Here is a 14608-nt window from a genome sequence, read left to right on the forward strand (position 1 = left end):
CAGCCGCCAGTGCGTGCGCAAAGGAGCGCGAGCCCTGCGGCGCCCCGCGGACGCGGGTACAATCCGTTTTTTGGAGCTTTCTCATGCGCCTTCTTGGAAAAGCGCTCACCTTCGACGATGTGTTGCTGGTGCCAGCGTACTCCCAGGTCCTGCCCAAGGACACGTCCCTCGCGACGAAACTCTCCCGCAATATCCAACTGAACTTGCCGCTCGTGTCCGCCGCCATGGACACCGTGACCGAGGCGCGCCTGGCCATTGCCATTGCCCAGGAGGGCGGCATCGGCATCGTGCACAAGAACCTCACGGCGCAGGAGCAGGCCGCCCAGGTGGCCAAGGTCAAGCGCTATGAATCCGGCGTGCTGCGCGACCCGGTCGTCATCACCCCCGAGCACACCGTGCTGCAGGTGCTGCAGCTGTCCGAACAGCTCGGCATCTCGGGCTTTCCGGTGTGCGACGGCGGCAAGGTGGTGGGCATCGTCACGGGCCGCGACCTGCGCTTTGAAACGCGCTACGACGTCAAGGTCCACCAGATCATGACCCCGCGCGAGAAGCTCATCACCGTCAACGAAAAGGAAGGCACCTCGCCTGCCGAAGCCAAGGCGCTGCTCAACAAGCACAAGCTCGAGCGCATCCTGGTCGTGAACGACGCGTTCGAGCTCAAGGGCCTGATCACCGTCAAGGACATCACCAAGCAAACCAGCTTCCCCAACGCCGCCCGCGATCCCTCGGGCCGCCTGCGCGTGGGCGCCGCTGTCGGCGTGGGTGAAGGCACCGAAGAGCGCGTGGAAGCCCTGGTCAAGGCCGGTGTGGACGCCATCGTGGTCGACACCGCCCATGGCCACAGCAAGGGCGTGATCGAGCGCGTGCGCTGGGTCAAGCAGAACTACCCGCAGGTCGACGTGATCGGCGGCAACATCGCCACCGGCGCGGCCGCGCTGGCGCTGGTCGAGGCGGGCGCCGACGCGGTCAAGGTCGGTATCGGCCCGGGCTCCATCTGCACCACGCGCATCGTGGCCGGTGTGGGCGTGCCCCAGATCATGGCCATCGACAGCGTGGCCACCGCCCTCAAGGGCACGGGCGTGCCGCTGATCGCGGATGGCGGCGTGCGTTACAGCGGTGACATCGCCAAGGCGCTGGCTGCAGGCGCCAGCACCATCATGATGGGCGGCATGTTCGCGGGCACCGAAGAAGCTCCCGGCGAAGTCATCCTGTTCCAGGGCCGCAGCTACAAGAGCTACCGCGGCATGGGCAGCATCGGTGCCATGCAGCAGGGCAGCGCCGACCGCTACTTCCAGGAATCCACCACCGGCAATCCCAACGCCGACAAGCTCGTGCCCGAGGGCATCGAAGGCCGCGTGCCCTACAAGGGCTCCATGGTCTCCATCGTGTTCCAGATGGCCGGTGGCGTGCGCGCCGCCATGGGCTACTGCGGTTGCGCCACCATCGATGACATGAACAACAAGGCCGAGTTCGTGGAGATCACCACCGCCGGTATCCGCGAAAGCCACGTGCACGACGTTCAAATTACGAAGGAGGCCCCTAACTACAGGGCTGACTGAGCACCGTCGATCTAATCTGGCCTGATTGAAAATATCTGGTCAGAATGATATAGTCTGGCCTGAATTCACCATTCAGGCCAGACTTTTCTTTTTGGGGTCCGCGCATCCATGCAGTCCGTCGGCATCTACGAAGCCAAAAGCAGGTTCTCCGCCCTGATCGAGCTGGTCGAGCAGGGCGAGGAAGTGCGCATCACCCGCCACGGCAAAGAGGTTGTGCGCCTGCTGCCCGTGCGCCGCCGCCCCGTCATCACCGACGAGCAGATCGCTCGCGAGCTGGGCCAGATGGATGCTTTGCACGCCAGCATCCGGCCCGCAGGCGAAGTGGCCACTCCCGACACCTTGCGCCGCAAGGGCAGGGCTGCGGCATGACTGCCTTCGTCCTCGACGCCTCCGTCACCGCCGCCTGGCTGCTGCCCGATGCGGCCAGCGAGCACACGCGCCGCCTCTACACCCTGATCCGCCGCGACGAGGTCGAGCCCCAGGCCCCCAACCTCTGGCAGTGGGAGTGCAGCAACCTCATCTCCAGCGGCGTTCACAGCGGCCGCATCCCGCCCGCATCGGTCGAAGGCCTGTGGGGCGTGCTCGAAGCCATTCGCCACCGTGTGGAGCTGCACGAACTGGCCCCCGCCCAGCACAAGGCCGTGCTCGACGTTGCGCTCGACACCGGCCTGCCCACGTTCGACGCCGCCTACCTGTGGCTGGCCCGCTCCCTGCGCCTGCCCCTGGCCACCTTCGATGCGGCGCAGGCAGCCGCCGCCCAGCGCAGCGGAGTACCACTTCTCGACCTCTCCAGCCTTTGATCAGGCGCCCCGTTTCTTGTCATCCCCTCGACCACCCACCGCCATGCAACACCAGAAAATCCTCATCCTCGATTTCGGCTCGCAAGTCACCCAGCTCATCGCGCGCCGCGTGCGCGAAGCCAACGTGTACTGCGAAGTGCACCCCTGCGATGTGACGGACGAGTGGGTGCGTGACTACGCGAAGGACGGCTCGCTCAAGGGCATCATCCTCTCCGGCAGCCACGCCAGCGTGACCGAGGACACCACCGACCGCGCTCCCCAGGCCGTGTTCGAGTTGGGTCTGCCCGTGCTGGGCATCTGCTACGGCATGCAAACGATGGCGCAGCAACTCGGTGGCAAGGTCGAAACCGGCCACAAGCGCGAGTTCGGCTTTGCCGCCGTGCGCGCCCGCGGCCACACCGCGCTGCTCAAGGACATCGCCGACTTCACCACCCCCGAAGGCCACGGCATGCTCAACGTCTGGATGAGCCACGGCGACAAGGTCACCGAGCTGCCCCCGGGCTTCAAGCTCATGGCCAGCACCGACAGCTGCCCCATCGCCGGCATGGCCGACGAAGAGCGCCGCTACTACGCCGTGCAGTTCCACCCCGAAGTCACGCACACCGTGCAGGGCAGGGCGCTGCTGGAGCGCTTCGTGCTCGGCATCTGCGGCACCAACCCCGACTGGGTCATGCGCGACCACATCGCCGAGGCCGTGGAGCAGATCCGCCAGCAGGTGGGTGATGAAGAAGTCATCCTGGGCCTCTCCGGCGGTGTGGATTCGTCCGTGGCCGCGGCTCTCATCCACCGCGCCATCGGCGACCAGCTCACCTGCGTGTTCGTCGACCACGGCCTGCTGCGCCTGAACGAAGGCGACATGGTCATGGACATGTTCGTCGGCAAGCTGCACGCCAAGGTGATCCGCGTGGACGCGAGCGACCTGTTCCTGGGCAAGCTGGCCGGCGTGAGCGAACCCGAAGCCAAGCGCAAGATCATCGGCGGCCTGTTCGTCGACGTGTTCAAGGCCGAAGCCGCGAAACTGAAGGCTGGCGATGGAGGCCACAAAGGCGCCACCTTCCTGGCCCAGGGCACCATCTACCCCGACGTGATCGAATCCGGCGGCGCCAAGAGCAAGAAGGCCGTCACCATCAAGAGCCACCACAACGTGGGCGGCCTGCCCGAGCAGCTGGGCCTCAAGCTCCTGGAGCCCCTGCGCGATTTGTTCAAGGACGAAGTGCGCGAACTCGGCGTGGCCCTGGGCCTGCCGCCCGAAATGGTCTACCGCCACCCCTTCCCCGGCCCCGGCCTGGGCGTGCGCATCCTGGGCGAGGTGAAGAAAGAATACGCCGACCTGCTGCGCCGCGCGGACGCGATCTTCATCGAAGAGCTGCGCAACCACGTTGACGAAGCCACCGGCAAGACCTGGTACGACCTCACCAGCCAAGCCTTCACCGTCTTCCTGCCAGTGAAGAGCGTGGGCGTGATGGGTGACGGCCGCACCTACGACTACGTGGTGGCCCTGCGCGCCGTGCAGACCAGCGACTTCATGACCGCCGACTGGGCCGAACTGCCGTACGCCCTGCTCAAGAAGGTGTCGGGGCGCATCATCAACGAGGTGCGCGGCATCAATCGCGTGACCTACGACGTATCGAGCAAGCCGCCGGCGACGATCGAGTGGGAATAATTTATAGTTTTCCAGTGACGTTCAGCAACGTCCTGGAATCTGAAAGTTTTCGTTATAAATCAAGTGGTTACTGATCCAGCGGGACCCAGCGCCATGCGCTGAAAGCTGGTAATTTCTACGGTATTCAAGACGGTAAAAACAGTGAGACTCTAGAGCGTTGCTTTCTAATACCGACAGGCTCTCTGACGGTAAAAATGTAGATAGGCAAAGATGCTCACTGATACCGGACTACGCAAGCTCCGCCCACTCGATAAGTCGTTCAAGGTTGCAGACCGTGATGGCATGTACGTCACGGTCTCAACCACCGGCACCAAGTCGTTTCGCTACGACTACCGCCTTAATGGTCGTCGTGAAACGCTGACGATTGGCAAGTACGACGACACGGCTGGAGCCAAACACCCCCGTGAGCCCGAAGCACTCGAATTCGGTATGACAGTTTCGTTGGCCGAAGCCCGGACCTTGCTGTCTATTGCACGGCGTTTGGTGGAAAAGGGCGATTCGCCATCACGCTCCAAAGCCGAACGTCGTCAAGAAGCCGTGGACGCTTTGACGTTTGGCCGATGGGCGGAACGATACTTTGAGGACAAGAGCGACCCGAAAAATGGGGCCAAGCTCGCCGACTCGACATTGGCTATGCGCCGGTCGGTCTACAAGAGGTATCTTGAAGGACCGTTCGGAAAGCTCAAGCTCGATGAAATCAAGCCTGCCATGCTGATGATGCATTGCGAAAGCATCAAGGAAAAGGGTGCAGCTGCGCCTGCGGTTCAGGTGCGGGAGATTGTGCTTCTGGTGTACCGGTTCGCAGCGTCCAAAGACAAATCAGTAGTGATGGCCAACCCTGCGGACAGCATTCGCCCGAGTGACATTGCGACATTCAAAGCCCGTGATAGGGCACTATCTCCCATTGAAATTCGGCAGTTTCTCGCTGCAGTGGAAACCACTGCCACGGCTCCAACGCTGCGTTTAGCACTGCGCTTCGTCATGCTGACGATGGTTCGCAAGGGTGAGTTTGTGAATGCGACTTGGGATGAGGTCGATTTTGACAATGCCACATGGACGATTCCTAAAGAGCGCATGAAAACTGGCAAGCCTCATGTCGTCTACCTGAGTAATCAAGCGCTCGACATTCTGGTGACCTTTAAGACTTGCTTCAGTGCTTCCCGTTTTCTGCATCCTGGTCGATATGACATGGATACTCCCATCAGCAACGCGACACTCAATCGAGTCGTCGAGGTTGGCATTGCGGCTGTCAGGTCGAGAGGCGATGAATTTGCGAGCTTTACCGTCCATGACTTGCGCCGAACAGCTTCATCGCTCTTGAATGAAGCAGGCTTCAACAGAGATTGGATTGAGAAGTGCCTTGCCCACGAAGAGGGCAGCATCCGTGGCGTATACAACAAGGCTGAGTACGGTGAGCAGCGACGCGTGATGCTGCAAGCTTGGGCAGACATGATCGACGCTTGGTGCAAAGGAGAGAGCGTCAAGGATCTTGTTCGCTCCGCAAAGATTTTGGCTGCTGATATGGCGCTGGACTTGAACTAGAAAGGACTTTCATGGCAACGAAAGAAACAACCTACATCCTCAAACACTCTCCGGAGGGATTGAAGTTGTTCAAAGACCGGGACGCTGATCAGCCATATGCAGAGTTTGGAGTCGGCCCTGTACCAGATGCGAGCATTCTTACATCGCCACGTTGGAAACACTGGTACCAGCGAAAGCTTGCACGACCATGGCAGGCTACCCTGCTGGGGATGAATGTTGAGCCAGTCTCGAATGCCCGGATGGCCCTCAAAGCGCATGCGCCAGAGAAGTACAGAGTTTTCAAAGACCGGCTTGATATTCTCAAGACGCTATTGGGCTATGAAATTGAATACCTGGATGATCACGTCCGCGAAGGCGATGGCGCGGACGGCAAGTACGTTGAGCTTGTAGAGTACTGCAGATACGCCGAGTCCATCGGCTGGGAGGGACTGGACTCAATGCGCGAGGGCCTCATGCTGGATCAGAAACCGCCGGTGCTCCAGATTACCCAGCGACAGACCAACAACGTGCTGCGCGTCCTTGATTTGACTTTTCGCAACTGTGTGCCGAACTACTTCGATGGCAAGGGGCAACGTAGCGCCACTGCAGTGTTGAAGTGGTTTGAGAGTCAAGAAACGGAGGTTGGCGTGTCCGACAAGACGATCAGTAACTGGGTTGCGCAGTGCGCGGCCTTTGGCAAGGAGTGAATCCCTGGAGAACCAGTGATATGTAGACCAGCAACATGGCGGTGTGCAACCGCAATTACACAAAAGGACACCGCAATTGCGGTGTTTTTTTTGACCAAAAAGATTCCACTAGGTCCATCGCGATACAGGATGAGTTCGACGGGACTCATCGACAACCAGCAAATTCACAGGAGTTCCAAATGTCCCCAGTCGTTCAAGAAGTGCTTCTCCGCAAGCGCGAAGTTCTCCGGCTCACCGGCCTGTCCAACAGTACCTTCTACAACCGTATCAAAGACGGTGTCATCCCTCCGGGCGTGCCCATGGGGCCTCGGTTGAAGGGCTGGCCTGCCAGCGAAATCAACGCATACATTCAGTCGTGCATCGCCGCAAGAAACAAGCAGCAACGGGAGGCAGCATGAGCCGCAAAATCTCCACCGTCCGCACCAGTCAAAAGGGCGTGAAAACTGCGGCTCGTCAGCATGTTGCGAGCAAGCCGAAGTCGGCAAGTCAAAAGAGCGGCTTTGTTGCCCCGAAACTAGCACAGGCCAAGGCCAGCCCATCCGCCGCTAAGCGCACGCCCTTCAAGCTCGTGCCCAAGGGGGCGAACCACGGGGTATACGCCAGCGGTCCCACTGGCGCCATCCGTCTTTGTGGCGCTTTACAGCCTGTGGGTCAAACCATAGATCCTGACGGTGGTAATCCAGCAATTCGTGTGCGTTTCCGTACCCATGTTGATACCGTTCAGTATTGCGACGTAGCGCAAGCATGGCTTGCAACCCCCAAGAAGGTTCTTGCGGAGCTTGTCAAACGCGGGCTTGTTGTGGAGCGCGAGCAGTCCAAAAATCTAGCTGATGCAATCTGCATGTACCTTCAGACCGTAGCGCCGGATAGGACTTGGTTGCGCCTGACCCGCGACGGCTGGCACGAGATGCCTGACCAGTCGCTGGGCTACATGTACGGTGACCGATTGTTCGCTGCCAATCCGAAGTTTGCAGCCGTCCCGTGGCGCAGCATCTTTGCCAAAGTGAACGTGAAAGGTGATGTCAAGGACTGGCTCAAAATGACCCGCCGACTCGGTGATGACAGCTTGGTCGTGACCATGGTAAGCGCGGGCCTGGCAGCACCGCTTCTAAAACCGCTTGAGCGCGATGCAACGATCTTGACCGTTGTAGGCTCATCGGGCACAGGCAAAACCACCGGACTCAAAATTGTTTGTGGTTGCTTTGGTGCTCCCGGCGACATGGTGACCTGGAATGCGACTGACAATGGAATCGAAGCAGTCACACGTCGCTATCAGCATCGCCCATGTGTCATTGACGAGATCGGGCAGGGCAGTGGCAAAGGCTTTGGTAAAGCAGCCTATGCCTTGACCAATGCCAGCGCCAAACTGCGTGCTGACACGGACGGTAATTTGCAAGAGCTTTCGCGCAATTACTCCATGGTCATGAGCGCGGGAGAGGTGTCTGCGCTTTCTCGCATGCGCAGTGCTGGTCTGACGGTTCAAGAGGGTCAAATGGCTCGCTTGCCGAGCCTCAAGGTCAATAGCAAGCATGGACTCTGGGACAACGTGCGTGGGTACGAAAGCGGTGCCGAAAAATCCAAGGCAATTGCCAGTCTGCTGAACGAGTGCCACGGGCATGCAGGCGCAGCTCTCTGTGCACATCTGGTGGAGCAGTTGCCGCACTTGCATGCCGAGTATTCCAAGCTGGCGCCTGAGCTTCGTGATCACCTGACCGAGGGGCTGACGTTCAACCAAACGGACGGTGTCTTTGATCGTATGCGCGAGAACTTTGTCCTCTTCGCCTTTGCCGGCCTGATGGCAGTTGACGCGAAAGCAGTCGGTTGGAGTAAGGAGCAAGTCATGAAAGCCATAGCGCGCAGCTTCGCGCAGTGGCACGCTGACTATCAGCAAAGCCTTCCGATTTCTGAAGAGGCCGTGATGAAGCATCTGCGCTTGTTCTTTCAATCTCAGCGCAGCGACAAGTTCAAGCCGTTCCAGCAGTTCAATGAACAGCACAAGGGGACGGTTGCGGGATATGAGTACAGGGGGCGCTCAAACAAGGAAGCGCTATTTTTGGTGTATCCCTCGTATTTGGAAAATGTGGTCTGTAAGGGACTCGATGTCCAGATCGCCCTCAAGGCTTTGCGTGAGCAACATTTGCTCGTGCCAGGCGCGCGTGGCGTGCCGACAAAACAGTTCCATGCACCTGGCTCGGAAAACCGCAGCGCCAGCTTCTATGCGATCAAGCAAACAATTCTGCTTGCTTGATCGCACCGCCTCCCCTGAAGGCTAAATATGCAAATATGCACATATTTCGGGGGAGGTGCCCCCCAATCAAGTCTTGATTCGGTCATTTTTCTGGATGTGGATGAACGGTGAACTATTCCAGCGTCGTTGACCGGATTCACCACGATCGTCTGAGTATCTGTCAGTGGCTCTAACAAGAGTGTGATTGAGCTATGTGATGTGTGTGAGATATGTGATCAGTACCAGCTATACCAGCAATTAGCAGTACCAACACTACTCACCACCAGCAGCTAATTACCGCCACATCAGCGCACTACAGCACGCGGCGCGAAGCCCGGTTCCGCGCATCAGCAGGCGGCTTTTTGCTGCACCGACCACTGACTGCACCAACTGGCTTCAGCAGCCATCTGCACTCAGAGCCAAAAAACAAAACTGTAAATAACTTGTGCATCAGCAGCATGGTGCACAGCGCCTGATTGCACTCACACGAAGCAGCATGCCTACGGCGGCGAGTTCATGACCGTGCTCGTTTAGCGCCAACCCCATGCGGCAGATGCAGTCGATATGCCCGAGAGCTATCGGCTCCATCCATCAAGTGTTGAAAGCAGTGATATGAAAATCCGTCCCGTTGCTCTGCAACCTACTCCCCAACCGCCCGTCGTCGATGGTCTGGCCTTTATCCTGGCCTGGCACTTGGATCGCCTCGATCAAGATACCGTTCTCAAAAAGCTGCGCAGCAGCATCAACAAGCTGATCGAATCTGGGACGTGCGAGCGTGCCTACCTGGGCAAGTCCCGGTACCGTGAGAACTTCAACATCCTGCTTGGCGGCGGCAGCAAAGCACTGGTTCAGATCGGTGCAGTTGACTCCGTGCGCCAGAAGGGCGGCATTCGCATTGAGTGCAACCCCGCCAAGTTTGCCGATAGTGACGCCCGGCAAATCCATCACGTCATGCGCGGCCTGATCGGTCGTCACGAGTACAACGAGTTGATGCGTCGCCCGCTGTTGAACGTCGTTCACTTTGCAGTGGACATTTACCATGCTGCCCTAACCCGCATGCTGGTTCGCTACGACAACGCCCAGCGCATGAGCATGATGGCAAAGCGCGTTGGCAAAGGCGGCGTCATTGAGGGCTACAACTTTGGCAGCGTCAGAAGTGACTACGAGACAACTGCCTACAACAAGCAGCAAGAGCTTGTTCATGCCGCGATCTTGGCGATTGCGCAGTCTGGTTCGTCGGGCTTCAATGATGACCCACTGAAAGCCAACAAGATCAAACAGCTAAAACGAGTTCTCGGCGGTCCTGAGATCGCCCGCGTTGAAGTGCGCGGTAAGAAGATGCGCGGCCTGCCGGTGTGGAAGCTCTCGCATCAGACCAACCGCTTTGCCCGTTTCCACTTTGCCGATCTGTCCGCCAGTGGGACCGAACTTGATCCCCTGACAGAGAAATCGTTTCTTGCTATGTCCCGCCAGGACGGCGTCAAAGCCACGTTGGAGGCATTCAAGCACACCGAGCACGCGCGCAAGGTCCACGCCTTCTGGCGCAGCCACCAGGCCGCTTGGTGGAAACCGGAAGAGCTGTGGCAGCAAGCATGCGATGCGCTGCGCGACACCCGGATGTTCCCGCCAGAAGCGTTCGAGCCGCCGGACAGTCACTCGGAGCAGCCGCAGCAAAAGCGCTGCTGTTTGCGTTGAGCCGCCAATCGGCTGGATCGCGTTTTGAGCGCTTTCCGTCCCCCACCACACCACCAGTGCCAGCCAACCAGAAAAGTGCGCTTGCTGGCCGTTCCGGTGGCTGCAAACGGCATGCCGAATATCAGAATTTGGTTCGCCAGCAGCAGTTCTTTTGGCCAAAGTCCAGCAGCGTCCAGTGCGGCGGAACGCATGCTTCGGTTACATGGCGTCTGTTACCAGTGGATAAAACCTCTTTGGCGTCGCCCATCTCGCAGCGGCACCCCTGTGCACTTTGACAGCCTTCATCGCATAGCTTAAAATGTGTACACACTGATTCACAAATAAGGAGTTCGGCCATGGAAGCCACAAAGGTAGGAATCCGCGAGTTCCGAGCAGACTTAGCCGAGTACATCGCGGCCAGCGGCCCTGTCGCGGTGACTCGCCACGGCCAGACAGTTGGCTACTTCATTCCCGTACACGGTCAAGCCGAGGCGGACTTGGTGGCTCTGAAAAAAGCCAGCCAATCACTCGATAAGCTGTTGTCTGCGCAGGGGGTGGATGTAGACGCCATTGCTGCCGATTTCAAGAAAGCCCGCAAGCCACGCGGTGCTGGGTAATCGCGTCCGTGATCTGATTCAGACGCACGCTGCCACCGTCAAGTTCTTTGCCCGTGATGGTTGGGTTACCCCTCCGCTGCCTACACAGAATTAAGAGCCGCAGCCCGGCCACGGCGGATCGCGAAAGATAGTAAGCCAACACCAGGGGAACATTCGAGCGAAGACGACAGCATGCAGGATCACAAAGACCAGTGGAACATTTCGCTCGATGTGCGTTAAAGGCCGATATAGCTCTGGATTTTTTCCATGCTCCATCGCCTCCCACTCTGCCTCGTAAGGGCTGATTGGAAGACGCTTTTCAATTTGATGAATTACCTTGAACTTAGCCGTGTTCAAATTGGAATACGAGATGATGAGAGTACGCCACAGCCATGACAGCGCCACTCCTCCGCAAGCCAACATCCAGTTGTACTCGCCGGTGTCTTTTACCGAAAGGTATCCAACAAATGCCAAAATGGCAGAGTTCAGACTCAAGAAGTATGTATTTGCTGTGGCGCGCCGCTGGCTGACACGATCCGCCATCTCGACGTAGAGCTTGTATTGATCCAACAGGTGGCTGTACCACTTGTCGTTATGGGGGTACGTGACGCCCTCGGCTATCTCGTTGAATAAGCCAGCCCTGTCAACCTTTGGCGAACTCATCAGCGGTCGCCCTTGATGAGATTCTTCAAATTCTCCCAGGTCCACTTATATAGCTTGTCACTGGCTCGGGCAGTAGACGGCTTTAAGCAGTCATCTTGATATGCAGCCAGCAAAAAATAAGGCTTGCCGATCTCCTGAGCAATCGTGACCTCATGCGCAACGCCGGTCGCACTTGGCATATTTGTACCGCACAACACGCATACAACATCCACATACGCGAGCTTAGCCTTGATTTTGGCTTTCCAATCGCCGGTCAGGTGCTCCTTCGAGGACCAATCTGCGAACTCAAAGTCGGTATCGGGATGTTTTGATTGCCCCACGAGCAAGTCTTTCTGGCGGGCGTCGTTGTCGTAATCAAAGCTAATAAATACCCTCGTCTTTGCCATACTTGATCCTTGTGTTTGCCAACGCTATGAACAAGACGGCGTGATGGCCGAATGTCCTCACCGCAACGGTGTCAATTAACACGAAACGAAGCATGAACCAATGGGGTGAGAGATTTCCTTGAGGGACTCTCACCAAACTGATTCATGTTGCTTAGAGACTTGGCCCCTTCAAAGGCTTTCCTTCAAAGGAGCTGCGCGATCACATCGACAGTTTGTGTGTCCAGTGTGGTATCCAGCCACGCGATAAATAGTCAACCAAATTCCTGTCCCCGAAGAACTTGATACGACCGTTTTCGCTGTACGCCAAAGCTGACTGGTCAACACGCAGGCCAGAATTCCGAGCCCTCATGGTGAGGCCTGCAAGGACGGCAGACCTTGCTGTGTCGTTATTGGAATTTGCGCGGGCCTCAAAGACCGCGAAATTGATTTCGCCACCATTGGTGGCCCGCTCGCGCAGATGTGCGAAGTTAATTTGCATAGAGTTTCCTGAGTGTGAAAACGCCGGGAGCAGTGAAGCTACCGCTTCCGGCAAACGGATCAACGATGGCTGTCGGGGGTCGTTTTCACCGGCTTCCAGCCATGTCCAGGCTTGGTGGTTGGCGGTAGCGGTTTGTTGTCCGCAACGGTTGCGTAGTTGGGTTGCCCCCCACCACGCGGTCCGACTTGCTGAAAAATTCCGCCATTGTTGCCGGTACTTGTACCGGGCTTCTTGGGTGCTGCCATGGTTTGCTCCTCTTGAACAGCAATAACCCCGGATGTAAGAAACCCCAATAGCCAGCTTCACCAGATTTCTCTATGCTTCGCGGACTTTTCCTAGCGGAGAGGTGGCAGGTAGCGCCGGGTGACGGTTCCCTGCTCAGGCCCGTGTCAGAGGTGAGATTCTGACGCGGGCCTTTTCTATTCTGTATGCCCATACAGGCAGACGAGGGCACTATATATGGTGTGCGAGTTGTTTTCAAGACACTACCGGTAGTGCTTGAAGAATTTCTTCATTTCGTTTTGCCTCCTTTGATCAGGCCGAAGGCCTTGGGTGTTGACTGCATCGCAGAGTCCTCCCTCGCCCGTTCCACTTTTAGCTTTTTAGCGCGCTCAGCTTGCGTTTTGGCTGCTGCAACAAGACCACTGAGGTCATAGCAGTTCGGCAGGTTGTCACCGACAGTTGCCCATCGCTCTTTGCGTTCTATGTACCCCTGTTTTTCCAGCTTTGCGATACTGCGCTGAACCGTTCTTGGGTCCACGTCCAACGTCCGAGCTATGCTGGTCTTGGCTGGCCGAGGGAGATCGTCTTTATCCCACCAATGCGACAAAAGGCACATCAACACCAGCACATCCAGGTGCTTAAGGTCCAAAGCCTTTTGATTCTGGAGAATCACGTTGGGCAGTACCGTGTAACCTTCGGCGATCACGTCGGCTCCCCACTTCTGGTGAAGGGTCCGCTCCTCTTTTGAGATGCTCTTGGCTTCAGGTTTTGTGCTCATGTCGGTGTGTCTCGTAGTTGGTTACGGTGTGCTTGCATTGTCTGATGCGAGGAACTACAGAACAAGGCGCAGGAGCAGCAGCAGGGGAGGCATTTTCACCTCCCCCCGCGAGCATCTTTGCGTCTTCTGCTCGGTTTATGCGGCAATTGCTTCTTCTTTGCTTCTTCTTTGTAGGGCGTCTGTGCCCCCACGGGGGAGCCAGCATGACCCCCAGGTAGAGACGCCCACACCTCCACCTTTGGGTTGTCTGCCTGTTAAGTAAGAACAACCGCAGTTAGCAAATACAAAAGTTGAGACTGGCTGAGGGCGGTCCAAAGTGGCACATGTACCTATAACAAACTCGGAATCTTCCGCCTTGCTACGGGGCGGATGTACTTCGCAAGTGTTACGTCCGACTTGTGCCCTGTCTGCTCCCGTATCTGCCACGGCTGCAGACCTTTCTCCGCTGCGCTCGTGCAATAGCCAGCCCTCAAGCTGTGGCCGCTGACTTTCTTCGCGTCCCCGCCGACGCGCGCGACAGATGCCTTCACTACCAGCGCCACCGACTGCGCTGACAAACCATGCCGTGCAACGCGGTCATGGCGGTTGACGGAGCGAAACACAAAACCCTCGTTGATTTCCGAAACTTCCAGCCAATGCTCCAAAGCACCCACCGGGCAACGCTCTCCATTGGCGTGCGGGATGAACACCGTGCGGCCATGTCCTTCTTGATCGGTCTTGCTGCATGGCAGGAAAATCTCCACGCCGTTAGGCAGATGGGTCAAGTGCTCAATTCGCACGGCCACAAGCTCCGACCGACGCATGGCCGACGCAAAACCCACGAGCAGCAAGGCGCGATCTCGCGCCGCCTTGATGGGCATCTTCTGTCGGTCAATCATCACCAACGCCGCCAGCAGATCATCTTTGACCATCGGCTGAACCTGCCGTTGCTTGACGCCGAGCGTCCGGCGAATGCCCTGCATCACGCGCTTCACGGTCTCGCTTCGAGCAGGGGACTCCAGAGATTTTTCGAGGTGCGCCTTGTGGATGGAGGTGAGCCGTCGTTCCAGGGTCGCCACAGACAATTTTTCCGCGCATCGGGCCAGGTACTCGGCCAAAGCTGCTGGACTGGATGGAATGGCCCCGCCGTTGGCGAAAAAATGCTTCAGATCGGAGGCATACGCACGCTTGGTAGCCGCTGACTGGCTGGCTGCTATGAACTGCTCGGCAGTGGCCGAAAAACCGCTCAGAACGCCCTCTGGCGGTGTTTGCTGCGTGCGATTGGATGTGATGGTGCTGCGAGCAGACAAAGCTGCGCCAGCGCCCTCCAGCGGAGTGCGAATTTTCTTCATGGT

The 14608-nt window shown here is 57.9% G+C and carries 16 protein-coding genes; 10 read left to right on the forward strand and 6 right to left on the reverse strand.

Translation table 11 applies throughout. From position 1 onward, the window contains the following. Positions 1–83 precede the first annotated feature (83 nt). The 10 genes from guaB (at position 84) to AC07OD_RS03120 (ending at position 10768) form a co-directional block, all read left to right on the forward strand. Complete coding sequence (gene guaB, locus AC07OD_RS03075; RefSeq protein ID WP_218294365.1) at positions 84–1559, forward strand: IMP dehydrogenase; 1476 nt, start codon at positions 84–86, stop codon at positions 1557–1559. A 108-nt stretch (positions 1560–1667) separates the two neighbouring features. Next, on the forward strand, positions 1668–1928 hold the full coding sequence (locus tag AC07OD_RS03080; RefSeq protein WP_218294366.1) for a type II toxin-antitoxin system Phd/YefM family antitoxin: 261 nt from the start codon (positions 1668–1670) through the stop codon (positions 1926–1928). Beyond that, positions 1925–2359 (forward strand): type II toxin-antitoxin system VapC family toxin, encoded by a 435-nt coding sequence (locus AC07OD_RS03085; RefSeq protein WP_218294367.1) that lies wholly within the window; start codon positions 1925–1927, stop codon positions 2357–2359. The genes AC07OD_RS03080 and AC07OD_RS03085 overlap by 4 nt, the downstream gene beginning before the upstream one ends. Before the next feature lie 43 nt (positions 2360–2402). After that, the gene (gene guaA, locus AC07OD_RS03090) at positions 2403–4022 is read left to right on the forward strand and encodes a glutamine-hydrolyzing GMP synthase (protein ID WP_494595060.1); all 1620 of its coding nucleotides are present in this window, start codon (positions 2403–2405) and stop codon (positions 4020–4022) included. A gap of 210 nt (positions 4023–4232) precedes the next feature. Continuing rightward, positions 4233–5564: a tyrosine-type recombinase/integrase gene (locus AC07OD_RS03095; RefSeq protein WP_494595062.1), complete on the forward strand. Its 1332-nt coding sequence runs from the start codon at positions 4233–4235 to the stop codon at positions 5562–5564. A gap of 11 nt (positions 5565–5575) precedes the next feature. Then, on the forward strand, positions 5576–6250 hold the full coding sequence (locus AC07OD_RS03100; RefSeq protein ID WP_494595064.1) for a hypothetical protein: 675 nt from the start codon (positions 5576–5578) through the stop codon (positions 6248–6250). 179 nt (positions 6251–6429) lie between these two features. Next, positions 6430–6648, forward strand: a complete 219-nt coding sequence (locus AC07OD_RS03105; protein WP_494595065.1) for a helix-turn-helix transcriptional regulator — start codon at positions 6430–6432, stop codon at positions 6646–6648. Beyond that, the gene (locus tag AC07OD_RS03110; protein ID WP_494595067.1) at positions 6645–8498 is read left to right on the forward strand and encodes a DUF927 domain-containing protein; all 1854 of its coding nucleotides are present in this window, start codon (positions 6645–6647) and stop codon (positions 8496–8498) included. Before AC07OD_RS03105 ends, AC07OD_RS03110 begins: the two co-directional genes overlap by 4 nt. Before the next feature lie 591 nt (positions 8499–9089). Then, a complete protein-coding gene (locus tag AC07OD_RS03115; RefSeq protein ID WP_494595069.1) occupies positions 9090–10172 on the forward strand; it encodes a hypothetical protein in 1083 nt (360 codons plus the stop codon). 335 nt (positions 10173–10507) lie between these two features. After that, the gene (locus AC07OD_RS03120; protein ID WP_494595071.1) at positions 10508–10768 is read left to right on the forward strand and encodes a type II toxin-antitoxin system Phd/YefM family antitoxin; all 261 of its coding nucleotides are present in this window, start codon (positions 10508–10510) and stop codon (positions 10766–10768) included. 90 nt (positions 10769–10858) lie between these two features. Here AC07OD_RS03120 and AC07OD_RS03125 read toward each other — a convergent pair whose 3' ends face one another. The 6 genes from AC07OD_RS03125 to AC07OD_RS03150 form a co-directional block, all read right to left on the reverse strand. Then, positions 10859–11410 carry a RipA family octameric membrane protein gene (locus AC07OD_RS03125; RefSeq protein ID WP_494595073.1) on the reverse strand — a complete coding sequence of 184 codons (552 nt, stop codon included), beginning with the start codon at positions 11408–11410 and terminating at the stop codon, positions 10859–10861. Continuing rightward, positions 11410–11796 carry a TIR domain-containing protein gene (locus AC07OD_RS03130; protein WP_494595074.1) on the reverse strand — a complete coding sequence of 129 codons (387 nt, stop codon included), beginning with the start codon at positions 11794–11796 and terminating at the stop codon, positions 11410–11412. Before AC07OD_RS03130 ends, AC07OD_RS03125 begins: the two co-directional genes overlap by 1 nt. Before the next feature lie 199 nt (positions 11797–11995). Next, positions 11996–12274 carry a hypothetical protein gene (locus AC07OD_RS03135; RefSeq protein WP_494595076.1) on the reverse strand — a complete coding sequence of 93 codons (279 nt, stop codon included), beginning with the start codon at positions 12272–12274 and terminating at the stop codon, positions 11996–11998. Positions 12275–12333: 59 nt separating this feature from the next. Continuing rightward, the gene (locus AC07OD_RS03140; RefSeq protein WP_494595078.1) at positions 12334–12519 is read right to left on the reverse strand and encodes a hypothetical protein; all 186 of its coding nucleotides are present in this window, start codon (positions 12517–12519) and stop codon (positions 12334–12336) included. 266 nt (positions 12520–12785) lie between these two features. Next, the gene (locus AC07OD_RS03145) at positions 12786–13274 is read right to left on the reverse strand and encodes a helix-turn-helix domain-containing protein (protein WP_494595080.1); all 489 of its coding nucleotides are present in this window, start codon (positions 13272–13274) and stop codon (positions 12786–12788) included. A 329-nt stretch (positions 13275–13603) separates the two neighbouring features. Next, on the reverse strand, positions 13604–14605 hold the full coding sequence (locus AC07OD_RS03150) for a site-specific integrase (RefSeq protein ID WP_494595081.1): 1002 nt from the start codon (positions 14603–14605) through the stop codon (positions 13604–13606). Positions 14606–14608 lie beyond the last annotated feature (3 nt).

The sequence above is a fragment of the Acidovorax sp. GW821-FHT10E03 genome (assembly GCF_059415205.1).

Coding starts and splice junctions, on each gene's coding strand:
- guaB (WP_218294365.1), top strand. CDS start 84: ATGCGCCTTCTTGGAAAAGCGCTCACCTTCGACGATGTGTTGCTGGTG.
- AC07OD_RS03120 (WP_494595071.1), top strand. CDS start 10,508: ATGGAAGCCACAAAGGTAGGAATCCGCGAGTTCCGAGCAGACTTAGCC.
- AC07OD_RS03135 (WP_494595076.1), bottom strand. CDS start 12,274: ATGCAAATTAACTTCGCACATCTGCGCGAGCGGGCCACCAATGGTGGC.
- AC07OD_RS03100 (WP_494595064.1), top strand. CDS start 5,576: ATGGCAACGAAAGAAACAACCTACATCCTCAAACACTCTCCGGAGGGA.
- AC07OD_RS03115 (WP_494595069.1), top strand. CDS start 9,090: ATGAAAATCCGTCCCGTTGCTCTGCAACCTACTCCCCAACCGCCCGTC.
- AC07OD_RS03105 (WP_494595065.1), top strand. CDS start 6,430: ATGTCCCCAGTCGTTCAAGAAGTGCTTCTCCGCAAGCGCGAAGTTCTC.
- AC07OD_RS03085 (WP_218294367.1), top strand. CDS start 1,925: ATGACTGCCTTCGTCCTCGACGCCTCCGTCACCGCCGCCTGGCTGCTG.
- AC07OD_RS03110 (WP_494595067.1), top strand. CDS start 6,645: ATGAGCCGCAAAATCTCCACCGTCCGCACCAGTCAAAAGGGCGTGAAA.
- AC07OD_RS03125 (WP_494595073.1), bottom strand. CDS start 11,410: ATGAGTTCGCCAAAGGTTGACAGGGCTGGCTTATTCAACGAGATAGCC.
- guaA (WP_494595060.1), top strand. CDS start 2,403: ATGCAACACCAGAAAATCCTCATCCTCGATTTCGGCTCGCAAGTCACC.
- AC07OD_RS03130 (WP_494595074.1), bottom strand. CDS start 11,796: ATGGCAAAGACGAGGGTATTTATTAGCTTTGATTACGACAACGACGCC.
- AC07OD_RS03140 (WP_494595078.1), bottom strand. CDS start 12,519: ATGGCAGCACCCAAGAAGCCCGGTACAAGTACCGGCAACAATGGCGGA.
- AC07OD_RS03095 (WP_494595062.1), top strand. CDS start 4,233: ATGCTCACTGATACCGGACTACGCAAGCTCCGCCCACTCGATAAGTCG.
- AC07OD_RS03145 (WP_494595080.1), bottom strand. CDS start 13,274: ATGAGCACAAAACCTGAAGCCAAGAGCATCTCAAAAGAGGAGCGGACC.
- AC07OD_RS03150 (WP_494595081.1), bottom strand. CDS start 14,605: ATGAAGAAAATTCGCACTCCGCTGGAGGGCGCTGGCGCAGCTTTGTCT.
- AC07OD_RS03080 (WP_218294366.1), top strand. CDS start 1,668: ATGCAGTCCGTCGGCATCTACGAAGCCAAAAGCAGGTTCTCCGCCCTG.